General features: G+C 66.0%; 21 protein-coding genes. 9 read left to right on the forward strand and 12 right to left on the reverse strand.

The features are described 5' to 3' along the window. The first annotated feature begins 16 nt into the window (after positions 1 to 16). The 3 genes from AB6806_RS12125 (at position 17) to AB6806_RS12135 (ending at position 4,944) form a co-directional block, all read left to right on the forward strand. Complete coding sequence (locus AB6806_RS12125) at positions 17 to 1,321, forward strand: M16 family metallopeptidase (RefSeq protein ID WP_038362286.1); 1,305 nt, start codon at positions 17 to 19, stop codon at positions 1,319 to 1,321. A 6-nt stretch (positions 1,322 to 1,327) separates the two neighbouring features. Beyond that, positions 1,328 to 1,927 (forward strand): GNAT family N-acetyltransferase, encoded by a 600-nt coding sequence (locus AB6806_RS12130; protein ID WP_142020146.1) that lies wholly within the window; start codon positions 1,328 to 1,330, stop codon positions 1,925 to 1,927. A gap of 116 nt (positions 1,928 to 2,043) precedes the next feature. Continuing rightward, positions 2,044 to 4,944 carry an EAL domain-containing protein gene (locus AB6806_RS12135; protein ID WP_038362283.1) on the forward strand — a complete coding sequence of 967 codons (2,901 nt, stop codon included), beginning with the start codon at positions 2,044 to 2,046 and terminating at the stop codon, positions 4,942 to 4,944. A gap of 195 nt (positions 4,945 to 5,139) precedes the next feature. On the opposite strand, the gene AB6806_RS12140 is transcribed toward AB6806_RS12135, so the two are convergent. After that, positions 5,140 to 5,751 (reverse strand): YqgE/AlgH family protein, encoded by a 612-nt coding sequence (locus AB6806_RS12140; RefSeq protein ID WP_191124411.1) that lies wholly within the window; start codon positions 5,749 to 5,751, stop codon positions 5,140 to 5,142. Positions 5,752 to 5,925: 174 nt separating this feature from the next. Here AB6806_RS12140 and AB6806_RS12145 point away from each other — a divergent pair, with 174 nt between their 5' ends. Then, positions 5,926 to 6,789, forward strand: a complete 864-nt coding sequence (locus AB6806_RS12145) for a protein-disulfide reductase DsbD domain-containing protein (RefSeq protein WP_051987684.1) — start codon at positions 5,926 to 5,928, stop codon at positions 6,787 to 6,789. A 50-nt stretch (positions 6,790 to 6,839) separates the two neighbouring features. Next, a complete protein-coding gene (locus AB6806_RS12150) occupies positions 6,840 to 7,325 on the forward strand; it encodes a peroxiredoxin (RefSeq protein WP_038360910.1) in 486 nt (161 codons plus the stop codon). A gap of 201 nt (positions 7,326 to 7,526) precedes the next feature. Here AB6806_RS12150 and AB6806_RS12155 read toward each other — a convergent pair whose 3' ends face one another. Beyond that, entirely contained in the window at positions 7,527 to 7,814 is a 288-nt protein-coding gene (locus AB6806_RS12155) for a hypothetical protein (RefSeq protein ID WP_370954676.1), read from the reverse strand. A 115-nt stretch (positions 7,815 to 7,929) separates the two neighbouring features. Here AB6806_RS12155 and AB6806_RS12160 point away from each other — a divergent pair, with 115 nt between their 5' ends. Both AB6806_RS12160 and AB6806_RS12165 read left to right on the forward strand, forming a co-directional pair. Then, on the forward strand, positions 7,930 to 8,379 hold the full coding sequence (locus AB6806_RS12160) for a GNAT family N-acetyltransferase (RefSeq protein WP_038360907.1): 450 nt from the start codon (positions 7,930 to 7,932) through the stop codon (positions 8,377 to 8,379). Positions 8,380 to 8,574: 195 nt separating this feature from the next. Beyond that, positions 8,575 to 9,597 carry an LLM class flavin-dependent oxidoreductase gene (locus tag AB6806_RS12165; protein ID WP_133562249.1) on the forward strand — a complete coding sequence of 341 codons (1,023 nt, stop codon included), beginning with the start codon at positions 8,575 to 8,577 and terminating at the stop codon, positions 9,595 to 9,597. Positions 9,598 to 9,748: 151 nt separating this feature from the next. Here AB6806_RS12165 and phnE read toward each other — a convergent pair whose 3' ends face one another. The 4 genes from phnE to psrA all read right to left on the reverse strand — a co-directional run bounded on the left by phnE (position 9,749) and on the right by psrA (position 13,449). Continuing rightward, positions 9,749 to 10,552, reverse strand: a complete 804-nt coding sequence (phnE, locus tag AB6806_RS12170) for a phosphonate ABC transporter, permease protein PhnE (RefSeq protein ID WP_133562251.1) — start codon at positions 10,550 to 10,552, stop codon at positions 9,749 to 9,751. A gap of 15 nt (positions 10,553 to 10,567) precedes the next feature. After that, a complete protein-coding gene (gene phnC / locus AB6806_RS12175) occupies positions 10,568 to 11,377 on the reverse strand; it encodes a phosphonate ABC transporter ATP-binding protein (RefSeq protein WP_112762913.1) in 810 nt (269 codons plus the stop codon). A 29-nt stretch (positions 11,378 to 11,406) separates the two neighbouring features. Continuing rightward, on the reverse strand, positions 11,407 to 12,282 hold the full coding sequence (gene phnD, locus AB6806_RS12180) for a phosphonate ABC transporter substrate-binding protein (protein WP_038360899.1): 876 nt from the start codon (positions 12,280 to 12,282) through the stop codon (positions 11,407 to 11,409). Positions 12,283 to 12,360: 78 nt separating this feature from the next. After that, a complete protein-coding gene (gene psrA, locus AB6806_RS12185) occupies positions 12,361 to 13,449 on the reverse strand; it encodes an iron-containing alcohol dehydrogenase PsrA (RefSeq protein ID WP_370954677.1) in 1,089 nt (362 codons plus the stop codon). A gap of 108 nt (positions 13,450 to 13,557) precedes the next feature. Here psrA and AB6806_RS12190 point away from each other — a divergent pair, with 108 nt between their 5' ends. After that, positions 13,558 to 14,451, forward strand: coding sequence for a LysR substrate-binding domain-containing protein (locus AB6806_RS12190; RefSeq protein WP_133562254.1), 894 nt, complete (start codon positions 13,558 to 13,560; stop codon positions 14,449 to 14,451). A 168-nt stretch (positions 14,452 to 14,619) separates the two neighbouring features. Here the strand turns inward: AB6806_RS12190 and AB6806_RS12195 are convergent, their stop codons facing one another. The 6 genes from AB6806_RS12195 to ispH all read right to left on the reverse strand — a co-directional run bounded on the left by AB6806_RS12195 (position 14,620) and on the right by ispH (position 23,311). Further along, a complete protein-coding gene (locus AB6806_RS12195) occupies positions 14,620 to 17,673 on the reverse strand; it encodes an autotransporter outer membrane beta-barrel domain-containing protein (protein WP_370954678.1) in 3,054 nt (1,017 codons plus the stop codon). Positions 17,674 to 17,879: 206 nt separating this feature from the next. Continuing rightward, positions 17,880 to 18,653 carry an SDR family oxidoreductase gene (locus AB6806_RS12200; protein ID WP_038360892.1) on the reverse strand — a complete coding sequence of 258 codons (774 nt, stop codon included), beginning with the start codon at positions 18,651 to 18,653 and terminating at the stop codon, positions 17,880 to 17,882. A gap of 185 nt (positions 18,654 to 18,838) precedes the next feature. Continuing rightward, entirely contained in the window at positions 18,839 to 20,488 is a 1,650-nt protein-coding gene (locus AB6806_RS12205; protein ID WP_142020140.1) for a tetratricopeptide repeat protein, read from the reverse strand. Between the two features lie 243 nt (positions 20,489 to 20,731). Then, entirely contained in the window at positions 20,732 to 21,181 is a 450-nt protein-coding gene (gene rnhA, locus AB6806_RS12210) for a ribonuclease HI (protein WP_142020139.1), read from the reverse strand. 109 nt (positions 21,182 to 21,290) lie between these two features. Then, entirely contained in the window at positions 21,291 to 22,256 is a 966-nt protein-coding gene (locus AB6806_RS12215; RefSeq protein WP_142020138.1) for a homoserine kinase, read from the reverse strand. Positions 22,257 to 22,279: 23 nt separating this feature from the next. Continuing rightward, positions 22,280 to 23,311 carry a 4-hydroxy-3-methylbut-2-enyl diphosphate reductase gene (gene ispH / locus AB6806_RS12220; protein ID WP_370954679.1) on the reverse strand — a complete coding sequence of 344 codons (1,032 nt, stop codon included), beginning with the start codon at positions 23,309 to 23,311 and terminating at the stop codon, positions 22,280 to 22,282. Between the two features lie 208 nt (positions 23,312 to 23,519). Here ispH and AB6806_RS12225 point away from each other — a divergent pair, with 208 nt between their 5' ends. Continuing rightward, the gene (locus tag AB6806_RS12225; RefSeq protein WP_142020136.1) at positions 23,520 to 24,170 is read left to right on the forward strand and encodes a glutathione S-transferase family protein; all 651 of its coding nucleotides are present in this window, start codon (positions 23,520 to 23,522) and stop codon (positions 24,168 to 24,170) included. Positions 24,171 to 24,260 lie beyond the last annotated feature (90 nt).

Raw genomic sequence — 24,260 nt, forward strand, 5'->3', positions numbered from 1 at the left:
CGAGCTGGCCGAGATCGTGGCTCCCGACGAAAGCCGCGGCGCGCATGATCCCGATGTCGGCCTGACCACCCTGCCCTCGGGTCTGCGGATCGTCTCGCAGCACATGGAGCATGCGGCGACCGTCTCGCTGGGCATCTGGATCGGGGCCGGCTCGCGCGACGAGCTGCCCCATGAGCATGGCCTCGCCCATCTTCTGGAGCATATGGCCTTCAAGGGCACGGCAAGGCGCAGCGCCTTGCAGATCGCCGAGGAGATCGAGAGCGTCGGCGGCGACCTCAACGCCGCGACCAGCGTGGAATACACCTGCTACACCGCCCGCGTGCTCGGCGCCGACCTTGCGCTCGCGGTCGACATCCTCGCCGACATCGTCACCGCGCCGGCCCTCACCGAGGAGGAGCTGAAGCGCGAGAAGGGCGTGATCCTGCAGGAGATCTCGGCGGTGCAGGATACGCCGGACGACCTCGTCTATGATCGCTTCCTGCAGGCCGCCTTCCCCGACCAGCCGATCGGCCGGCCGATCCTCGGCACGGCGAAGACGGTGAAGGGCTTCACGCCCGACGCCATCCGCGCCTATCTCGCCCGGAACTACCATGCCGGGAACATGGTGCTGGCCGCATCCGGCGCCGTCGACCATGACGAGCTCGTCGCGCTCGCCCGCAAGCATCTCTCCGCCCTGCCCGCGCGGCCGGCGGTGCCGCTCATCCGCGAGCCCGGCGAGTATCGCGGCGGCGAGGCGCGGATCGGCAGCGACGAGGAGCAGGTGCATCTCGTGCTCGGCCTGCCCGGCCTGCCCTTCGCGCAAGGAGCGCATTATCCGCTGCAGATCTTCGCTTCCGTGCTCGGCGGCGGGCTGTCCTCGCGGCTGTTCCAGGAGGTGCGCGAACAGCGCGGCCTCGCCTATGCCATCGACGCCTTCCATTGGCCCTTCTCCGATTGCGGCGTTTTCGGCATCGGCGCCGGCACCGCGCCGGAGGATGCCAACGAGCTGATTGAGGTCGCGCTCGGCTGCCTGCGGCAAGCGGCGGAAGACGTGACCGAGGTCGAGGTCGCCCGCGCCCGCGCCCAGATGAAGGTCGGGCTGCTGGCTTCGCTCGAGAGCCCGGGCGGCAAGCTCGAGCAGATGGCGCGGCAGGTGCTGCTGTTCGGCCGGGCGATCCCGCGCGAGGAGCTCGCGGCGCGGCTCGATGCGGTGACGCTGGCGGATGTGCGCAATGCCGGCCGCTCGCTGCTCGGCCACCAGCCGACCATCGCGGCGATCGGCCCCCTCCATGGATTGCCGCCGGCGAAGCGACTGCGCCAGGCGGCGCGAGCGGCGGACTGAGCGACGATGGCACTCTTCCGTTTCCCGAGCGAGCCGCAGAGCCGCCCGTTGATCCGGACGCCGAATCTCTACCTGCGCGCGCCCTCCATCGACGACTTCGCCACCTGGGCGGTGCTGCGCATGGAAAGCCGCGAATTCCTGGCGCCCTGGGAGCCGACCTGGAACGAGGACGACCTCACCCGCAACGCCTTCCGGCTGCGCGCCAAGCGCGCCGCGCGCGAGATCTCCACGGACGAGGCCTATTCGCTCTTCATCTTCGAGAGCCATAGCGAAACCCTGCTCGGCGGGCTGACGCTGGGGCTGATCCGGCGCGGCGTCGCGCAGGCCTGTACGCTCGGCTACTGGATGGGCCAGCGCCATGCCGGCAAAGGGCACATGACCGAGGCCGTGCGCGGGGCGCTGCGCTTCGCCTTTTCGGAGCTGGCGCTCCACCGCGTCGAGGCGGCCTGCCTGCCCAATAACGAGCCGTCGCGACGATTGCTGGAGCGTGTCGGCTTCCAGCCCGAAGGGCTGGCGCGGGCCTATCTCAAGATCAACGGCGCCTGGGCCGATCACCTGCTCTATGCCGCCCTTTCCAACGACCGCCTGCCGGGGGCAAGCCGTTGACCGCGGCAGTGGACGGCAGGCGCGCCCTGCCTTGCCCTCGCCACGAGCGGCCGATAGGACTTTTGCTTCAATATCGAACGATCATATCCCGCCTGGTAGCCGAGCGCAGCTTGTCCATCTCCGAGCGAATTCTCCGGATCGGCCTCGCCGTCGCCGGTCTGGCCTTGTGGTTCTGCTGCGCCGGCATCGGGCCGGCAAACGCCGTCGACGCCGTCCGCGTGCCGGTCGACGCGCCGGTCATCGACCTCACCCACATCGTCGAGCGCAACAAATCCGACGGCGACGTCATCCAGATCTCGACCGCGCCGGGGCCGGACGGCATCGTGCGCCGCATCGCGGTGAAGGCGCGCGAATCCGGCGCCAGGCCGGACTGGATCGTCTTCGCGCTGACCAATGATTCCGACGAGCAGATCGACCGGCTGCTGGTCGCGCCCTTCCACCGGCTGATCGGATCGGGCGTGGTCTGGCCCGATCTCGGCGACCGGCGCATCGAAGCGGTGACGGCGAGCCAGGGCCTCTCGCCCGACCGCGAGGCCAGCCCCGATGCCGATGTCTTCCTGATCACGCTCGATCCGGGAACGACCGTCACCTTCGTGGCCGAGCTGAAATCGCCCAACCTGCCGCAGCTCTATCTCTACGAGCCGGACGCCTATCGCCAGAAGACCAACGGGCTGACGCTCTACAAGGGCATCATCATCGGCATCGCCGGCCTGCTGGCGCTGTTCCTGACCATCATCTTCGTGGTCAAGGGCGCGGTGATCTTCCCGGCTGCGGCGGCGCTGGCCTGGGCGGTGCTGGCTTATGCCGGGCTCGATTTCGGCTTCTTCCAGCGGCTCTTCCCACTCACACCGGCCATCGAGCGGATCTACCGGGCCGGCGCCGAGGTGGTGCTGGCGGCGACGCTGCTCGTCTTCCTCTTCGCCTATCTCAACCTGTCGCGCTGGCATGTCCGCTACGGCCACGTCACCATCGTCTGGATCCTCGGCCTCGCAGGCCTCGTCGGGCTCGCCGTCTTCGACGCGCCGATGGCGGCCGGTATCGCGCGCATCTCGATCGCGGCCGTGGCTGCCGTCGGCTTCGTCCTCGTGGTGCATCTGGCGACCCATGGCTATGAGCGGGCGGTGATGCTGATCCCGACCTGGTTCCTGCTCGCCGTCTGGGTGACGGCGGCCGGCTTCACCGTGACCGGGCAGTTTCAACGCGATCTCGTCGCGCCCGCCTTGCTCGGCGGCCTCGTCCTGATCGTGCTGCTGATCGGCTTCACCGTGATCCAGCACGCCTTCGCCGGCGGCGCGATCTCGCACGGTCTGGTCTCCGACACCGAGCGGCGGGCGCTGGCGCTCTCGGGCTCGGGCGATCTCGTCTTCGACTGGGACGTCAGCGGCGACAAGATCTTCGTCTCGCCGCAGATCGAGGCCCTGCTCGGCCTGGCCAAGGGCTCGCTCGAAGGCTCGGCCGCCCGCTGGCTGGAACACATGCATGTCGCCGACCGCGACCGCTACCGCGTCACGCTCGACGCGGTGCTGGAACAGCGGCGCGGCAAGCTCAATCTCGACGTGCGCCTGCGCGCCGCGAACGGCACCTATCACTGGGTCAACATCAAGGCCCGTCCGGTGCTCGGCTCGGATGGCGAGGTCATCCGCGTCATCGGCACGCTGGCGGATGTCACCGACCAGCGCACGGCGCAGGAACGGATGCTGCACGACGCCGTGCACGACAACCTGACCGGCCTGCCCAACCGCAAGCTGTTCCAGGACCGGCTCGGGGCGATCTTCGGCTTCACCCGCGCCGACGACAATATCCGCCCGACCGTGCTGGTCATCGATGTCGATCGCTTCAAGCAGGTCAACGAATCGGTCGGCTTCTCGGCCGGCGACTCGATCCTGCTGACGCTGGCGCGCCGGCTCGGCCGGCTGCTCCGGGCGCAGGACACGCTGGCCCGCATCGGCGGCGACACCTTCGCGATGATCCTCGTCTCGGAGCGCGATCCCGAGCGCATCCTGGCGCTGGCCGAACTCGTGCGCCGCGCCGTCTCGACGCCGATCACCTATGCCGAGCGCGAGATCGTGCTGACGCCCTCGATCGGGCTCGCTTTGTTCGACGCCCCGTCCGCCGCGCGCAAGGACGACGCGCTGAAGAACGCCGAGCTCGCCATGGCCCATGCCAAGCGCCAGGGCGGCAACCGGATCGAGATCTTCGTCCCGGCGATGCGGACAGACCGCAACGACCGGCTCGCGCTCGAAAGCGACCTGCGCAAGGCGATCGAGCGCAACGAGATCCAGGTGATGTACCAGCCGATCGTCAGGCTGGAGGACCGGACCATCGCCGGCTTCGAGGCGCTGGTGCGCTGGGACCATCCGCGCGAAGGCCGGCTGATGCCGCAGGACTTCCTGGCCATCGCCGAGGAGACCGGGCTCATCGTCGATCTCGGCATCTACGTCATGGACAAGACCGCGCGCGAGCTCGAGGCCTGGCAGGCCGCGCTCGAGGTCGATCCGCCGATCTTCGCCAGCGTCAACGTGTCGAGCCGCCAGCTCCTGCGGCACGACCTGCTGCATGACGTGAAGACCGTGCTCGGGCGCCGGCGCGTGCTGCCCGGCACGCTCAAGCTCGAGATCACCGAGAGCCTCGTGATGGAGAACCCGGAATATGCGGCGCAGATGCTGCAGCGCATCCGCGATCTCGGCGCCGGCCTCTCGCTCGACGATTTCGGGACAGGCTATTCCTCGCTGTCCTATCTCCAGCGCTTCCCCTTCGACACGATCAAGATCGACCAGAGCTTCGTGCGGCAGATGGGCAATGGCCGCCCGCCCGTGATCCTGCGCTCGATCGTGCAGCTCGCCTCCGACCTCAACATGGATGTCGTCGCGGAAGGAGCCGAGAGCGAGTCCGACGCGATCGAGCTCTACCAGCTCGGCTGCCAGTATGCGCAGGGCTACATCTTCGGCCAGCCGATGACGGCGGCGGAAGCCCGCCGCCTGATGGGCGCGACGGCCGCAGCGACCGAAGCGGCGTAAAGCTGGAGCTGACGCCCCTCGGAAGAGACGACGAAGAAGCAGGGTCATCCCGGACGCAGCGAAGCGGAGATCCGGGATCCATGCCTGAGCATCAACCGGAAGAGTTCCGGCATGGATCCCGGGTCAAGCCCGGGATGGCTCCGTTGTTCCGTGGACTGCCAGGAGACGGTCAAGCCCGAGCATGACGCCGGACCTTCACGCGTGCCCGGCCTCGCGCGACAGGAAAGCCGGATCGATACCGATCTTGCCCAGCGCGCGCTGGTATTTCGTCTCGACGCTCTCGTCGAAGAGCAGCGCGGGATCGGCCTCGCAATGCAGCCAGCCATTGGACTGGATCTCGGCCTCGAGCTGCCCGGCCGCCCAGCCGGCATAGCCCAAGGCGAGCACCGCGCTCTCCGGCCCGGTGCCGACGGCGATGGCTCTGAGGATGTCGAGCGTCGCGGTGAGGCAGATGCCGTCGTCGATCGGCAAGGTCGCCGATTCCAGGAAGAAATCGGCGGTGTGCAGGACGAAGCCGCGCTTGGTCTCGACCGGGCCGCCGCGCAGCACCTGCATCTTCTCCGCCCGGCTCGGCAGGCGGATGATTTCCTCCGACGGGATCACGTCGAGCTGGACGAGAAGGTCCGGGAATTTCGTATCCGCAGCCGGCTTGTTGACGATGATGCCCATCGCCCCGTCCTCGGAATGGGCGCAGACATAGACGACGCTGCGGCTGAAGCGCGTGTCCGTCATGCCGGGCATCGCGATCAGGCACTGCCCGTCGAGATAGCTGCGGCTGCCGAGGCGCGTTTGGGGGCCGATCTTCATGCCGCCATGCTAGATCACTTCCCGCGCACGGGAAACGCCGATCGGGCATAAAAAGCCGGCATCGCGATTGCGCCCCATTCTTGGACGAAGATCCGGCCCCGGCGTGTCGTCGCAATCATGTGAGAGGCAGAGGTTTTGTTCGCTTTTCGGCTTGGCACTGGTTAAGGCAAAGCTGTGATCCGGATCCTTCCCCTGCTGGCCCTCGCCCTTCTCGCCTTCGGCACGGTCGCCCAGGCGCAGGACGCCACGACCGAAGCCGCCACGTCGCCCTGGTCGACTGGCGAGCATGCGAGGTTGCGTCTCATCGCCGGCCCGACCACGCCGACCGGCAAGCAGCGCGTCGGCGTCGAGATCGTGATGTCGCCGGGGTTCAAGACCTATTGGCGCACCCCCGGCGAGTTCGGCGTGCCGCCCGCCTTCGACTGGAGCGGATCGACCAATATCGGCGGGCTCGACGTGCGCTGGCCGGTGCCGGAGCGCTTCCAGGATTCCGCCGGCTACTCGATCGGCTATGTCGGCGAGGTCGTGATCCCGATCTCGGTCCAGCCGGTCGATCCGTCGCGGCCGGTCATGGTCGTGCTCAAGCTCGATTATGCGGTCTGCGAGAAGATCTGCATCCCCGCCAGGGGCGAGGCCAGCCTGTGGCTCGAACCGGGCGTGACGACCGTGACCTCGCCGCGCCTGGAGAGCTACGAAGCGCGCGTTCCCGTTCCGGTGAAGCCGGGGCCGCATAACGGCAAGCTCGCCCTCCTCGACGTCGGGCTCGACGACACCGTCGTCGATCCCGGTCTCAAGCTCGTGCTGCAGACGCCGCCCGGCGGCAAGGTCGAGGACATCTTCGTCGAAGGTCCCGGCATGTGGTCCTTCGGCAAAACCCATCTGACGCCGGAGGCCGACGGCACCGTCACGGCCAAGATCAGGATCAACGACCGGCCCAAGGGCGTCGCCGGGCCGATCCCGCTGATCTTCACCGTGCGCGGCTCGCCCAAGCCGGTGGAGACGCGGCTCGACCTCGACATCCCCGCCGCCAAGCCGTAAGCCCTGAACCGGGCGGCGTCGATGCCGCGGGCTTTCTGGAGAACAGGCGCATGACCATCAAGGTGGGTGACAAGCTTCCGCAGGCGACGTTCCGGATCATGACCGCAGACGGCCCCGCGGCTAGGACGACGGACGAGCTGTTCAAGGGCAAGAAGGTCGTTCTCTTCGCCGTGCCCGGCGCCTTCACCCCGACCTGCCATCGCAACCATCTGCCCGGCTATGTCGGCAAGGCGGCCGAAATCAAGGAGAAGGGCGTCGACGCCATCATGGTGACCTCGACCAACGACGTCTTCGTGATGGACGCCTGGTCGAAGGCCACCGGCGGCGCCGGCGTGATCGAGTTCCTCGCGGACGGCAACGCCGATTTCGCCAAGGAGATCGGCCTGTCGATGGACGGCTCGGGCTTCGGTCTCGGCACCCGCTCGCAGCGCTACTCGATGATCGTCGAGGACGGCGTGGTGAAGGCGCTCAATGTCGAGGAAGCCGCCGGCAAGGCCGAGGCCTCCGGCGCCGAGACGATGCTCGGCCAGCTCTGAGCGGTTTTACGACCGAAAATTATCGAGCCCGCACGATGCAATCGTGCGGGCTTTTTGTTGGGCGTCGGAGGTCAAGCCGTTCGGCGCGGCGAATGTCTGGGGCGGGATGGATGGCCGGGTTTCATGGAGCGCCGCTCGGATATCGCCATCGCACCAGGAACGGACCTCGGCTTTGGGCCCGAGGCCTTGCCGTAAACCCGGCTAACGGAGCTTGGCGATCCCAATTCCATCGAGTTTGGCGCGGTCCTTGATGGATTCCTCGCTACGGGTCATCGCTTTCGAAATCGCCTTCAGTGCCATGCCCTTCTTGGCGAGCAACTTTAGCTTCTCAAGTTCCTCATGTGTCCAGGGTTGGCGATGCCGTTCAAATCGCTCGGTCACAATGTGCTCCTGCTCTGCCGGGACATCTTCGACATTCGCGCCATCTATAGCAGCGATCGCGGCGAATTTGGTCGCAGGGATAGATGGTGCCGAATCCAGTGCCGCCAAGTCTGCGCCTCGCTTTCCCACAGCCGCACACCCTTCCGTTGATCCTTCCGATCTCGGCTTGTCATGAGACAAGGCACCAGGCAGGCGCTAGCTTCCTCCTTGGAGGAAGATGCCGATGCCTGAGATCACGATCCGCCCGCTTGCTGCCGCCGACCGCGCCGCCTGGACCCCGCTCTGGCATGGCTATCTGACCTTCTACAAATCGACGCTTCCCGCCGAACTCGACGACGTCACCTTCGGGCGATTGACCGGCGGCACGGAGCCGATGGGCGGCTTCATCGCCTTCCAGGGCGACAAGGCGCTGGGCATCACCCATTGGGTCATCCACCGCTCGACCTGGAGCGAACGGAACATCTGCTATCTGCAGGATCTCTTCACCGTTCCCGAGGCGCGCGGCACCGGCGTCGGCCGCAAGCTGATCGAGGCCGTGAACCAGATGGCCCGCGAGAAGAACTGCTTCCGCGTCTACTGGCAGACGCATGAAACCAATCTCCAGGCGCAGGAGCTCTACAACAAGGTCGCCGACAAATCGGGCTTCATCGTCTACCGGCAGCCGCTCGGCTGAGCGACGCCGCCGCTTGCAGGCGCGAGCATTTCGACTGCGCCGACGCAGAGCCATATTTGCGCCGGCGCAATCCCGATCTTCCACCGCTCGCCTATATGAGGGGCATGCTTTCCTGCGGCGCGTTGCGTAGCGTGTCGTCGGTCAATCCGCTCCCCGAACGCGGCATCGCCCGCGCTCCCTCAGAGGCGTGACGTCATGAAGAAGATCGGCTTCCTGTCCTTCGGCCACTGGACCCCCTCGCCCCAGTCGCAGACGCGCTCGGCCGGCGACACGCTGCTGCAATCGATCGATCTCGCCGTCGCAGCGGAGGAGCTCGGCGCGGACGGCGCCTATTTCCGCGTGCATCATTTCGCCCGGCAGCTCGCCTCCCCCTTCCCGCTGCTGGCGGCGGCCGGGGCGAAGACGAGCCGAATCGAGCTCGGCACCGCCGTGATCGACATGCGCTACGAGAACCCGCTCTACATGGCCGAGGATGCCGGCGCCGCCGATCTGATCGCCGGCGGGCGGCTCCAGCTCGGCATCAGCCGCGGCTCGCCGGAGCAGGTGATCGATGGCTTCCGCCATTTCGGCTACCAGCCCGCGGAAGGCCAGAGCGATGCCGATATGGGCCGCCGCCATGCCGAGGTCTTCCTCGACGTGCTGCGCGGCGAAGGCTTCGCTAAGCCCAATCCGCGCCCGATGTTCCCCAACCCGCCGGGGCTGCTCAGGCTCGAGCCGCATTCCGAGGGCTTGCGCGAGCGCATCTGGTGGGGCGCCGGTTCGAACGCCACCGCCATCTGGGCCGCCAAGCTCGGCATGAACCTGCAGAGCTCGACGCTGAAGAACGACGAGACCGGCGAGCCCTTCCACATCCAGCAGGCGAAGCAGATCCGCGCCTATCGCGAAGCCTGGAAGGAGGCCGGGCACAGCCGCACGCCGCGCGTCTCGGTAAGCCGCAGCATCTTCGCCCTGGTCGATGACCGCGACCGCGCCTATTTCGGCCGCGGCAATGAGGGCGACGATTCCATCGGCTTCATCGACGACACCACCCGCGCCATCTTCGGCCGCAGCTATGCGGCGGAGCCGGACAAGCTCGTCAAGGAGCTGGCACGGGACGAGGCGATCGCCGAGGCCGACACGCTGCTGCTCACCGTGCCGAACCAGCTCGGCGTCGATTACAACGCCCATGTGATCGAGGCGATCCTGAAGCATGTCGCGCCGCCGCTCGGCTGGCGCTGAGGCAAAAGCCACAGGCACCCCGCGCACGCACCTTCACCGCCCGCGCCGCCGCGTTCGTTCAAGAGTGAGGGCGTAGAACCGGCCGTTCGCAATGACGCCAGAACCAATCTTCGTGTGAAGCGTCATGATGCTTTCCTCGTGCGGGCGCCGATCAGCGGATCAGCGCCCTGACGCGGGACGAAACAAGGTCCGCCACCAGCACCATCGCCAGGATGACAAGGATGCAGGTCGCGGTGTCCTGGTACTTGAACAGCTTCATCGAGGAGACGAGCTCGAAGCCGATGCCGCCGGCACCGACCATGCCGAGGACCGTCGACTGCCGGACATTGGTCTCCAGCCGGTAGAAGATCGTCCCGAGCCAGGTCGGCAGGACCTGCGGCAGCACGCCGAAGAAGAAGGTCTTGAACGGGCCGACGCCAGCCGAACGGAAGGCCTCCAGCGGCCCCTCGTCGATATCCTCCATCGCCTCGGCGAAGAACTTGCCGAGCATGCCGGCGCCGTGGATGGCGAGCGCCAGGACGCCGGCGAAGGGGCCGAGACCGATGGCGGCGACGAAGATCAGCGCCAGGATGATCTCGTTGATGCCACGCAGGCAATTCAGCAGTTGCCGCGTCGCGTGGAAGATCGCCGGGCTCGGGCTGAGATTGCGCGCGGCGAAGAAGCAGATCGGCAGCGAGATGACGACGCCAAGCAGCGTGCCCCAGACCGCGACCTGCAGGCTCTCCAGCGCCGGTTTCCACAAGCGTTCGAGGAATTCCGGGTTGGGCGGCACCATCCGGACGAGGAAATCCCACATATAGGGGATGCCGTTCCAGAGGTTGCTGGCGTTGATCTGGGAGCCGACCGCGGCCCACCACAGGAAGACGAGGATAGCGAGCGCGATCGCGCCGACGCCCCACCAGCCGAAGCGACCCTGCGGCGGGCGAATGACGAGTTGCAGCGTTCCGAAGGACATGGGTCTAGCCTCCCGTCAGGCGATAGCAGGGGCGATGATCGGCGCCAGCACGGGCTGGCTCACCGGACGCGGCTTGAGCACGCGGCTGATGCCGGGATCTTCGAGGCCGGGATAGATCTGGTGGACGATCTCGGAGGTGAGGTGGTCGGGCGTATCGTCGAAGATCACCCGACCTCCGCTCAGGCCGACGATGCGCTCGCCGAACTCGACGGCGTAATCGACCTGGTGGAGGTTGCAGATCACGGCGATCCCCTCCGCCTTGCAGATCGCCTTGAGGTAACCGAGCACGATGCGCGAGGTCTTGGGATCGAGGCTCGCCACCGGTTCGTCGCAGAGAATCACCGCCGGCTGCTGCGCCAGCGCGCGGGCGATGCCGACGCGCTGCTGCTCGCCGCCGGAGAGCTGGTCGCCGCGCGCATTCGCCTTGTGGGCGAGCTCGACCCGCGCCAGGCAGTCCATCGCGATCGCGACGTCCTGCCGCGGGAAGAGCTGCAGCATGCTCAGGAAGGAGGACAGGCCGGCCATGCGGCCGACCAGCACGTTCTTCAGCACCGACAGGCGCTTCACCAGATTATGGTGCTGGAAGATCATCGCCACCCGGCGCTTGCCGGCTGCTCCGCGCTTGAGGTCGAGCACCTTGCCGTCGATGACGGTCCGCCCGGCATCGGGCTGCGCCAACCCGTTGATGCAGCGCAGCAGGGTCGACTTGCCGGCACCGCTGGGGCCGAGCACGACGAGGAACTCGCCGGCTTTGACGCTGAGGTCGATGCCCTGCAGCACCGGGCGGCCGGCATAGGACTTCTTCAGGCCTTCGATCTTGATCATGTCGCGTTCTCCGCCGGTCGCGTCCGCGACTACTTCATCTTGGTGAGATCGAGCTTCAGCACCTTCGCCGTCTCGCGAATGATGTCGTAGGCCTGATCGTTGGTCTCGACGAAGCGGTTGAGCTTGCCCTGGTCGGCCCAGGTGATGTCCCGGATGTTCAGGAAGGCGGATTTGATCTGCGCCTTCAGATCCTCGGGCAGGTTCTTGCGCCAGCAGGTCGGCGATTCCGGGATCGGGTCGGACTGCCAGACGACCTGGATGTCGGCCGGATCGACCAACTTCTTCTGCACGGCCGTATCGAAGATGCGGTCGGCGATCGTCGCCGCATCCACGCGCTTGTTGGCGACGGCGAGCGCATTGGCGTCGTGCGAACCGGTGAAGAGGACACGGCCGAAATCCTTCTCGGGATCGAAGCCCAGCTTCATCAATCCGGCCTTCGGGAAGAGATGCCCCGAGGTCGAGGAGGGATCGACGAAGGCGAAGGTGCGGCCCTTGAGGTCCTTGACCTCCTTGATGCCGCTATCCTTCCGCGTGATGATCAGGCTGCGATAGTAGCTGCGGCTGGATTTGGCCGTCTCGGCGGTCGCGAAGGCCTCGATCGCGGCGACCGTGGTGCCGAGCACATAGGAGAACGGGCCGAGATAGGCGACGTCGACATGGTTCGAGCGCATCGCTTCGATCACGCCGTTATAGTCCGAGGCGACGAAGCCCTGGACGGGGATGCCGAGGTTCTTCTGGAGGGCGTCAAGGAGCTGCTGGCTCGATTCCAGCATCGCCCGCGAATCCTCGGACGGGATCAGCCCGACGCGGACCTGTTTCGTCTCTGCTCGAACCAGAGCCGGCATCGCCAGCAGCGTGCCCCCGGCCAGCGAGCTCTTCAAAATCGTCCGACGCGTGATGGTCATGTCATCCTCCCAAGATGATCCGGCGATCTTTTGATCTGCCGGTGAACCGTTGCGGGCGCCGTTGCCCCTTGCTTGATCTCAGGCGGCCATGGCCGCCTGCCTTCCGATGAAGTTGCGACCGCGCTCGCCTTCGAGCGCCTTGCCGACGAGGCGGTTCCACTCGGGCGGCGAGACGCCGTAGGCGGTGGGGTCGGTCGGGACGCCGAGATTGCGCAGGAAGGCGCCGAGCCGCTCGGCGCCCGCTTCGAGGTCCGGGCCGAAGACGCGGCGCAGCGCGGCGTCGCATTGCGGCTCAGCGCCCATCGCCCAGCGCATCACGATCGGCAGCGAGAAGGAGCAGGCGATGCCGTGGATCGTGCCGCTCTTCAGCGTGATGTCGTAGGAGATATTGTGGGCGAGCGCGGTCTTGGTGTTGGAGAAGGCCAGCCCCGCCAGCAGGCTCGCCCGCATCTGCCGCGTCCGGAGTTCGACATCGTCGAGGCGCTCCAGCAGGCGCGGCAAGGTGTCGATGATCTCTCTGGCAGCCTCGACCGCATAATTGGCGGAGACCGGATTGCCATTGACGTTCCAGATGCTTTCCAAAGCATGCGAGAGCGCATCGAGCCCGGTCGCGAGCGTGAGGCCGCGCGGCGCGCCGACCGTCAGGGTGGGGTCGAGAACCGCCGTCTCCGGATAAAGCCGGGGATGGGCGAGCGAGTACTTGCTGCCATTGGCGGCGTCCCAGACCGTCGCCCAGGACGTGACCTCGCTGCCGGTGCCCGCCGTCGTCGGCACGGCGATGATCGGAAGGATCGCACTCTCGTCGAGCGGCTTCTTCTCGACGAGATGGCGGCGCACCGTCTCGAAATCGCCGCCGCTAGCCGCCAGCACTTTCGCGGCGTCGATCATCGAGCCGCCGCCGAGAGCAACGATCACCTCGGCCGGCTCGGCCGCTCCGAACTGCTGGCAAGACAGCGCGAGGTCGGCGCAGTCCGGGTTGGTCTCGATATTGGTGATCGACACGACAGGAGCACCGGCGACCGCCGTCAGGCGGGCGGAGAGTTCGCGGAAGATAGGCTGGTCATAGGTGACGAGGGCCCAGCGCCGGCTACCGATCAGGCTTGCGACCTCATCGAGCAGGCCGTTGCCGGACCGGATCTTCACGGGGTTCCAATACGCCCAGGTCATGCGTTTCCATCCTCGCGATGCGCCTTGCCGGCTTTGTTGCGAGGATGCTCTTCGAAGCCAGACCTTATGACAAATTGATTTTTTGATCAGATTGGATAGATTTTTGCTATGCGTTATACTCAGCTCAGATCATTCCATCTCGTGGCGGGCTCAGGCGGCTTCAACGCCGCCGCCGACGCCTTCCATATCAGCCAGCCGACCCTGACGGCGCAGGTCGGCGCGCTGGAGGAGGAGTTCGGCGTCGAGCTCTTCGTCAAGCGCGGCCGGCGGCGCGAGCTCAGCGATACCGGCCGGCAGCTTCTGGCCATCACCACCCGGCTTTTCGCCGAGGAAGCCGAGGTGCTCGCCTTCCTGACGGAAACGCGGGAATTGCGGACCGGGCGCCTTTCGATCAGCGCCGTCGGGCCGTTCCACGTCACGGAGATGCTGGCCGCCTTCAACCAGGCCTATCCGGAGATCGAGCTCGCCGTGAAGCTGGGGAACTCCGCCGAGGTCCTCGACGACCTCGCCAGTTACCGATGCGACGTGGCCGTCCTCGCCTATATCGACGAAGACGACCGCCTTCTGACCATGCCCTACAGGCGTCACCCCGTCGCCGTGTTCGTGCGCCGCGACCATCGCTTCGCCGAACGCGACACCATCCGGCTGACGGAGCTGGAGGGCGAGCCGATGATCGTGCGCGAACAGGGTTCGACAACGCGACGCGCCTTCGAGGATGCACTCTCCAGAACCGGCACGAAGCCGCGCTTGATGATGGAGATCGGCAGCCGCGAAGCCATTCGCGAGGCGGTGATCCATGGCCTCGGCATCAGCTATGTTTCCGAAGCCGAATTCGTGCCGGACGAGAACCTCAAACTGATCCGGATCGAAGGTGCCGAAGTCTACACTTACGCGCATGTGGTCGTGCTGAAACAGCGTGAATCCAGCCGGATCATCAAGGCGTTTCTCGATGTCGTGCAGAGCGCCCGCGACGCTTTCGACGCCGTCGCGGCCAAACAGTGACCATCGCGAAGGCGGAATGTTGGCTTCGGCTTCGTCGCATAAAGGACGGCCACGGAGACGCGGGCCCGCCCCAGGGCTTGCGAACCTCCGTTCTCGACGCCTCGCGACCTGTGAACGTTCTCGGTCTCGAACGGCCACTTTGGGCCGAACGAGACATTGATGGATTTCCTACCAACTGACGCGCAGGCCGGCCCGCCCGGTGATGCTGTGGCTGTCGGCGAAATGGGCCAGGCTGGTCTGGGCCTCGACCTCGCCATAGAGTGCATAGCGGCCCGTTTCGTATTTGGCGCCGAGGCCAAGCCCTCCCCAGAGCCGCTGCCCCCGGCTGGTCAACGGCGTGCCGGCGACCGTTACCGTCGTCCCGTCGAGGAATTCGTAATGCAGGTTGGCGATGCCGTAGAGCGAGGCATTGACCTGCCGCCCAGCGCTGTCGCGCCAGCTCTGCCGGTAATCCGCGGAGATGCCGAGCCGCCCGCGCAGGCTGTCGCCGTCGCCGAGCGCGACGCGGGCGCCGAATGGGTCGACGAAGCTGTCCGCATCGACATGTGAGTAAGTCAGTTGCGCCTGTGGCGTCAGCGACCAGGCACCTGACAGCGCGATGCGCTGCCCAATTTCCAGCCCCAGCGCATAGCCGAAGCCGCCCTTGCCCTTGGCGAGCTGACGCCCGGCCGTCGTGGAGGACAGGTCGCTGTCGAACCAGTTCAGCTTGGTCTGCGCATCGGCATAGAAGCCTGACGCGCCGTACCAGGTCAGCGCCCCGCCGAACCCGGTGCCGGAGGCCTTGATCTTGCCGCGCCCGAAGACCGACGAGATATCGGCCAGCGCTTCGCCATGATGCAGCGTCACGCCTCCGACGAGCGTGCCGGCATCGCCAGCGTAAACCTGCCCGTCGGCGCCGGCCTGCAGGCGCCAGCTATCGATCGCGTAGCTCGTGCCGGTGGTCGAGAAGCCCGGCGTGACGCGGCTGTGGGCTGCATCGATGCGGGCCCAGATCGCCCGGCCTGCCGCATTCGCCGTGTCGTCAGGCCGGCCGTCGAAGCGTTCGCCGACGCGCTGACGCAGCGTCTGCAGCTCGTTCAGGCTCTGCAGGACCTGGCCATAGGCTTCGTAGATGGGGGCTCCGGGCTGGTAGATCGGGCCGATCTCGGTCGGGCCGGTCGACGGTGAGGTAGGAGGCGGTGAAGTTGGAGGTGGTGAGGTGGGAGGCGGTGTCAGATAGGCGGAGCGCAGATACCAGTCGCCGTCGTTCGGTGTGCTGATGCCGTTCTTCTGCAGGGTGTAGGCGTAGGCGCCGGCGACGACGGCCGGCTGCCCCTGGAAGACATAGTTGCCCTGGAGCGTGAAGATGCCGTTCGAGGCCCCGCCGACATCGACGACCTTGATGCCCTCGATGGTCTGCGCGCCGGCACCACCCTGGTTCAGCACCGTGACGAGGGTCGAGCCTGCCGTGCTGCCGGTGATGACGAGGCGGTCGGACGGCGAGGCGTCGCCGCCGAGCACGGTCTCGATCTCGAGCCGGCCGCCATTGCCGAGATAGTTGCCGTTGATCGTCAGCGTGCCGATCGAATTGCCGGGCGCGATCGTGCCGCCCGGCTGGTTGATCGTGGAGCCGACCGTGCCGATGCCCTGCAAACGGCCGCCGATGACCTCCATCGTCCCGCCGAGGACGCCGTTCACGGCGAGCGTGCCCGCCAAGACGCTGCCGGCGCCGGTGTAGGTCGCGCCGCTGTTGCCGGTCAGCTCCAGCTTGCCTGCGCCATCCTTGATCAGCGCGCCCGCGCCGGTGAAGGTCGGGGAGATGCCGATATCATGGCCATCCGTGTCGATGACGAGGCCATTCGCGCCGATGGCGATGGTGCGGGTGTCGAAATTGTTGAAGAAGGTGGAATTGTTTCGCGTCGCGCGCAGGAGGCCGCCATCGAAGGTGGCGCTCGCGATCCCTGAGCCGCCCCGAATGCCGCCGGTTTCCAGAACGCCGCGATTGCTCGCCAAGCCCTGCACAAGCAGCGTCCCGCTGACTCCCGCGTTAACGCCGAGCAGAACACCGCCTTCGGCGCGAACCAGCCCGCCGTTCTCGACCGTCAGCGAACCGGCTCCGAAATTGCCGATGGTGAGGTTGAATGGCGACATCACCCATTTCGACCCCGCGCCTGTCACTGTGACCGTGCCGGTGTCATTGGCGCCGATATAGCCCTGGTTGCTGGTGACGACTGCGCCGGCTTCGATGCGCAAGGTGCCTGGGCCGAAGCTGCCGACGGTGAACTGTCCGATGGTGGTCCAGGTCGTGCCCACGCCGGTCAATACAGCGTCGCCGCGTGTATCACTGCCGATGACGCCGTCCGCGCTCGAAATGGTCGCACCGCCCTCGGCGCGCAAAGTTCCTGTCGAACCTACTGTGCCGTACTGGCCGACGGCCAGCCGGCCAGTGTTCTGCCAGGACGAGCCAAGCCCGCTAATCAAGGCGCTGCTGCCGCCACCGACGTTGCCGGCGGCGTTTGAAACCCGGCCGCCAGCCAGAATATTCAACGTTCCGGAACCGGAGTATCCGACATAAAGATCGCTGGCATTGGTCCATGTCGAGGCCGTGCCGTTGCTGCCGACGCCCGAAACCGTGACCGTGCCTTGGCTGCCGGAACTGTAACCGATGTAGCCGGCTAGGTTGCTGACCGCGCCGCCATTCATGATGCTCAGGGAGCCGGCCCCAGATTGGCCGACGACGAGGTCAAAATTGTTGGTCCAGCTGGATGCAATGCCGTTGCTGCCGACACCCGAGACCGTCACCGAGCCGTTGCTGTTCGTGCCATCGCCGATGGTGCCGTAATCATTGGTCACGGCGCCGCCAGCCGTGATGCTCAGGGAGCCGACACCAGATTGACCGACGACGAGGTCACCGTTGTTGGTCCAGCTGGATGCAATGCCGTTGCTGCCGACACCCGAGACAGTCACCGAGCCGTTGCTGTTCGTACCATCGCCGATGGTGCCGTAATCATTGGTCACGGCGCCGCCAGCCGTGATGTCGAGCTGGCCATCGCTGGTATTGCCGACCTGCAGGTCGCCAGTGATCATCCAGCTCGGTGCATCGGCAGGTTTAGGATTCAGATCGTTGTTGCCCGTGACCATTTGTGCGCGTGCCGGAAGGCCGGTGGCGCAGACCAGTGCGACGAGCGCTGTCGACAGCAGCAGGGCCTGGCGACAATCGCGAGCGGCAGCCACGCTCTTCATCGCTCGTCTCGTCAATGTTCAGCCCCCACCCGATGATGTCGCCCTTCGTCGAGATTCCCCGCACAGGCACGTGTTCACGCGGAGAATCATGCCGAGAGCGAATCGCTACCGCCGGTTGCAAAAGGCTAGCATTCAATGGTTAATCATAGTGGTAGGACGCTGCCTCTCCGGGACGGTTTTCGGTTCCAGAGAGCAACCGAACGACCTCACTTGGTGGTATAGCCACCGTTGACGAGAATCGTCTGCCCGGTCATCCACCAGCCATCCGAAACCAGAAAGCGGATGAAGGGCACGATGTCCTCGATGTCGGTCAGGCCTGTCTTGGTAAACTTCGACAGAGCTGCCGCCGCCTTGTGATAGGCTTGAGCATCAGCGGCTTCCGCCGGATAGAAGAACGGCGTGTCCATCGGGCCCGGGCCGATGGCGGTCACCGAGATGCCGCGCTCGCCGAACTCTTTCGAAGCTGCGCGGGTGAAGTGCTCGACCGGCGCCTTCGTGCCGGCATAGGCGGCATAGAAGGGGGTGTAGGCGCCGAGCAGCGAGGTCACGAGCGTGCAGATCTTGCCGTTGTCGTTGACGTGCTTGCCGGCCTCCTTGAGGAAGAAGAAGGCGGATTTCGAATTCACCGCAGTCATTTCGTCGTACTCGGCCTCGGTGATCTCGACGAAGGGCTTCTTCAGAACCTTGCCGACCGTATTGATGGCGATGTCCGGTTTACCGATGGCGGCGACGGTGTCGGCGAAGAGCTTCTCGACCGCGCCGGCCGTGGTCAGGTCGGACTGAAGGGCGACGGCCTTTGCACCGGCGGCCTTGATGGCTGCAACCGTCTCATCCGCCGCGGGTTTGGTCGCACTCGTGTTGTAGTGGATGGCTACGGCCTTCGCACCGTGCGCGGCAAGATCGCGGGCAAGCAGCCCGCCGAGGTTCTTCGCTCCCCCAGCAATGAGAACCGTCTTACCCTTGATGCCGTGATCGAGCATGTTCCGTCTCCACTGGTCGCAGCAGCCAAGGCGCGATCCTCGACGGAACTGAACGGGTTTTGGATACCTGACCAGAGCAGCGACAGTATCTGCTCCTGATGTCTCTTGACGGGATGCGTATTTTAAGCCGTGCGTCGGGCGCGGAAAGCTTCACGGCTTTCCGGCTTTCCGGCTTTCCGGCTCTTTCAAGGATCGATGCGAGTATCGGTCACCGCGAACCCGGCCTTGTCCAGGCCCTCCGCGATATGAGCGATGTAATCTTCCTGGAATTTGCGCCCGCGCCAATCGATATAGAATTCAGTGGCGTAGTTGGGCCTCAAATGGCGCAGGATTTGAAGATGCATCTCCGCTTTGGCTGTGGCGCCGAGCTGCCCGCAGATGGCGGCAAGCATAACGTGCAGGAAATAATATTTCTCATCAATGCTGAAATTTGAGGCAAGCTTAAAAGCGCCTTCGTAATCGCGCTTGCGATACAATTCCAGGATCGGGACGCCATATGCCATTGCAGGATGGTAATATCCGTGCGCGTTGGCTTGCCGCACAAGTTCGGCTCCCTCTTCATAGCGCCCCATGACATAGAGGCGATTGCCCAGCATCAATTGGTGTTCTCCGGATCCGGGATTCAAAGCTATGGCCTGCCGCCCCGCCCGCTCGAACTCCTCGAACTTCCCCATGGCGAACAGCACGGTCGAGCGCATGGTGTGCGCCAGAGCCGAGTGCGGTGCCGCGCGGATCGCTTGATCGGCCATGCCGAGAGCTTCTTGTAGTATCTTGCTGCTTTCAGTCAGTTTGGCGTAGAGCCCTCGAACCTCGTTCATGTGAATATAGGACAGCATCGCCCAAGCGTCCGAATAAAGCGGCTCTTTACTGACGGCGGACTCAAGACATTTTCGGATACTAATCTGCTCCGAATCCTCGAGCGTTGTCACATATGTAAAGGCGTGAACGACACAGCTATACGCATCCTGGTGCTTGTCGGGGTGGAGCTTGCGCTCATTCACATTGATGATGCCCCAGCGCTGCCCGATCTGCCTCGCGATGGCCTCGCCGACAGCCTTCTCCGCCGCCATCATCGAGGACGCTCCGGCGGATTCGATTTCCTCGCGCGACGCCAGAATGAGACCCGACCGGTGCTCGCTCAGCATCCAATGGCATCGCAGCACTCGATCCTCGACGTCGGCGGCAATGTCGAGGACATAGAGGCTGCCCGCCCCGCTGGGGCGCAGCGACGTGACGAGCTCCTCAAACGATTTGTGAGGCTCAAGACCGGCGATGCGCAGGCCGTGATAGGGAACGAGAGCCGCAACGACCGAGCGGATCATGCGAGACGATGCCTCGCCGGGGCCGCCGCCGGCCGCGGCCCTGACCACGATGATCGGGATCTTGTGCTCGGGGCCGCGCCGGGCTTCTTCCGGCCGCGCTTCCGCGGACATCGGCCGAAGTCCCGTCCTGACCAGGGTCTCGTTGCGGCCCGAAGACCCGCTCGCTTTCGCCTGGCGACGTTCGAAGCGCGGCACGTATCCGCCGACGGGCAGAAGAATCGCCACGCTCTCCGAGGCACCATCAACAGCGTAATAAAGGGCCAGCGCCGCGCGCAGGCGGGTTGCCTCGTTGCGAACGACGGCATCCTTGGCGGGGTCGAAATCGACGCCTCTGCCAAAGACGTCCACAGCGATCGTGTAGGCCTTCAGCTGGGCGCTTTTTCCTTCGATGGCCTTTTCGACGACATATCGGAGGAAGCGCGCGCCTCGTGCCGAAATCCGCGCGCCCGGCGCATTCAAGAGGTTGTCGAGCGCCGATGCGATTTCCCTCTCTTCAACGCCGTCGATGGGCATATCGCTGCTGGACCCACCCTGCCATGCACCCCGCGTGCGGGGAGCCGATTGCCACGGGGCGCAGTAATCTTTGCCTGACTGCGCGTTACTTCACTGCAGCATAGTGCTCCGCATTCAACAATTGTCCGCCCCTAAAATTTCCGAATATTTTGCTCAGGGTCCCAAATGCGCTCCAAATGGCGCGAGACCATTTCCGCCTTAAGGCGTGCAGCCTTATGCCCCAAGCTGAGGACAGCTTAGGGCTTATCTTCCACCGGGCTTGAACGGCGCCATGCCGGCGCGTGCCAGCGCGTCGGCGCGCTCGTTCATCTCGTCGCCGGCGTGGCCCTTGACCCATTTCCACTCGATCTTGTGGCGGCCCAACGCCGTTTCGAGGCGCTGCCAGAGCTCAGCGTTCTTGACCGGCTTGCGGTCGGCCGTCTTCCAGCCGTTCTTCTTCCAGCCATGTATCCAGCCGGTGATCCCCTGCCGCAGATACTGGCTGTCGGTGTGGAGCGCGACCGTGACGGGCCGCTTCAGCGCCTCCAGCGCAGCGATCGCCGCCATCAGCTCCATGCGGTTGTTGGTGGTCTGGGCCTCGCCGCCGGAGAGTTCCTTCTCGACGCCATTGAAGGTCAGGATCGCGCCCCAGCCGCCGGGGCCGGGATTGCCCGAGCAAGCGCCGTCCGTCCAGACTTCGACCGTATCGCTCATGGCAGGCCCCGCCGGTTTTTGGTCGCGCGAATGGGGCAAGCCCCAAGCGCGCCGGGGCCAGGGCTCCCGGAACAAGCGCCATCCGTCCAGACTTCGACCGTATCGCCGCTCACCGCTTAAGCCCGTATTCGCGCGCGTCGAGCACGCGCTGGTGGAAGACGAGCTTGCGGTCGTATTCGAGCGGATCGAGCGGCTTCACCAATGCATCGGGCGGCACGTTCAGCCAGTCGACGAGGCGGGTCAGCAGGAAGCGCAGCGCCGAGCCCCGGCAGAGCTGCGGCAGCGCCTCGACCTCCGCCTGCTCGAGCGGGCGGACGCTTTCATAGCCCGCCAGAAAGGCCTGCCCCTTGGTGAGGTTGAAGGAGCTGTCGGCCTCGAAGCACCAGGAGTTCAGGCAGATGGCAAGGTCGTAGGCGAAGGCATCGGTGCAGGCGAAATAGAAATCGATCAGCCCCGAGAGCCTGTCGCCGAGGAAGAAGACGTTGTTGGGAAAGAGATCGGCATGGATGACACCGCGCGGCAGGCCATTCGGCCAGCTCGCCTCATGCACCGCGATCTCGGCGGCGACGCGGCGCGCGAGGCCCGGCGAAACCTTGTCGGCCTCGGTGCCGGCCTGCTCGGCGAGCGGGCGCCAGCCCGGCACGGAGAGCGCATTGACGCGCTCCATGGCGAAGTCCGAGCCGGCGGCGTGGAGCTGCGCGAGGCCCCGGCCGAGCTCGTGGCAATGCGCGGCGGTCGGGCGGCGCACCGACAGCCCGTCGAGGAAGGTGACGATTGCCGCCGGGCGGCCAGCGAGACGCCCCAGCATCTCGCCGCGGCTGTCCTCGACCGGCTGCGGACAGATCAGTCCGCGCGCGGCGAGGTGCTGCATCAGCCCGAGGAAGAAGGGCAGATCGTCCGGGTTCACCCGCTTCTCGTAGAGGGTGAGGATATAGGCGCCTTGCGTGGTCCGGATCAGGTAGTTCGAGTTTTCGACGCCCTCGGCGATGCCCTTGGCGGACAGCAGCTCGCCAATGCCGTAGCGCGCCACGAAGGCAGCCATCTCGTCATCGGGCACTTCGGTATAGACGGCCAAGATCGGTCGCTTTCTGGTTGGATTTATTCGGCCGCGGCCGGTGCCGCATCGCCGCGCAATTCGCGCGGCAGCGGGAAGAACACGTCCTCGCTCGCCGTCGAGACCGTCTCGACGCGGACGTCGTAGCGCTCGGCGAAGGCGTCGATGATCTCCTCGACCAGCACCTCGGGCGCGCTGGCGCCGGCGGTGATGCCGAGGCTGCGGATATTCCCGAAGGCGGACCAGTCGATCTCGTCGGTGCGCAGGACGAGGCGCGCCACCGGGCAGCCGGCGCGCTCGGCGACCTCGCGCAGGCGCTGCGAATTCGAGGAATTGGGCGAGCCGACGACGATCAGCCCCTCGACCAGCGGCGCCACGCGCTTCACCGCCTCCTGGCGATTGGTCGTGGCGTAGCAGATGTCTTCCTTGTGCGGCGCGATCAGCTCCGGGAAGCGGAGTTGCAAGGCCTCGACGATCTCGCGGGTGTCGTCGACGGAGAGCGTCGTCTGGGTGACATAGGCCAGCGGCTTGCCCGGCAGAGGCTCGAGCGCGGCGACATCGGCGAGCGTCTCGATCAGCGTGATCGCGCCCTCGGGCAATTGCCCCATCGTGCCGATCACCTCCGGGTGGCCGGCATGGCCGACGAGCAGGATGTGGCGGCCCCGCTTGTGATGGACCTCGGCCTCGCGATGGACCTTGGTCACCAGCGGACAGGTCGCGTCGATGGCGAAGAGGTTGCGCGCCTTCGCCGCCGCCGGCACCGCCTTGGCGACGCCATGGGCGGAGAAGATCACCGGCCTCGTCTCGTCCGGCACCTCGTCGAGCTCGGCGACGAAGACTGCGCCCTTCCGCTTGAGGGATTCGACCACGTATTTGTTGTGCACGATCTCGTGGCGGACATAGACCGGCGCGCCATGCAGCGTCAGCGCCTTCTCGACCGCGTCGATGGCGCGCACGACGCCGGCGCAGAAGCCGCGCGGGGCACAGAGCAGAATGTCGAGCGGCGGCTTGGTCACGCGCGGGAAGATCTCCGGTCGGGTCAGCGTCTTCTTTCGGCGGGAAGACGGCGATGTCAAGGAAACGCGATGCAGGTTTGACATACAGGTTGATATAAACTTATTTTCCCGCACGCCCAACAGAAGCTCCTGCGAGGCGACCCGGCCTGCGCTGGCGATATCCGGCATCTGCCGGCGCAGCGCCCGATATCGCACTCGTCCACGCTTCGACCAAGGGCAGCCGCCGCCCGGCAGGAATGGGCGGCAACGACGAACAGGAGAAAACGCCATGACGATCCATGTCTCCGCCTTCCGCTGGGTGCCGCCCTTCGCCCAGGGCCATGTCCGCGATCTCAGGGTGCGCTGGGCGCTGGAAGAAGCCGGCCTGCCCTATCAGGCGGCGCTGATCGGCCCGGCCGACCAGAGTTCCGAGACCTATCGCGCCTGGCAGCCCTTCGGGCAGGTGCCGGCCTTCCGTGACGGCGAGGTCGAGCTGTTCGAATCCGGGGCGATCGTGCTCTATCTCTCGCGCCAGTCCCCGGCGCTGGCGCCGAAGGACGAGGCCGGCCGCGCCCGGGTCGCGACCTGGATCCTCGCGGCGCTCAACTCGCTCGAGCCGCATGTCGGCCAGCTTGCCCTCACCGATATCTTCCACAAGGGCGAGGCCTGGACGGTCGAGCGCCGGCCGCAGATCGTCGCGATGGTCGAGAAGCGCCTGCAGCAACTCGAGGCATGGCTCGACGGCAAGGACTATCTCGAAGGCCGCTTCACCGCCGGCGACCTCATCATGGCGAGCGTCCTGCGCGACGTGCCGGACGACATCCTGTCGCGTTTCCCGCGGCTTGAGGCCTACCGCGCCCGCTGCATCGCGCGGCCGGCCTTCGTGCGGGCGCTGGAGGCGCAGATGGCGCCCTTCCGCGAGAACGCTCCGGCCGCTTGAGGCCGCTACGCACCGAATGCATGGCGCGAGACAATTCCCCCTCGCGCTCTGCAAGGCGAGCGCCTAGATAAGGGCAGTCGGCCCCCCGAG

The organism is Allobosea sp. RCC_152_1, from assembly GCF_041360765.1.
GTDB lineage: Bacteria > Pseudomonadota > Alphaproteobacteria > Rhizobiales > Beijerinckiaceae > Allobosea > Allobosea spartocytisi.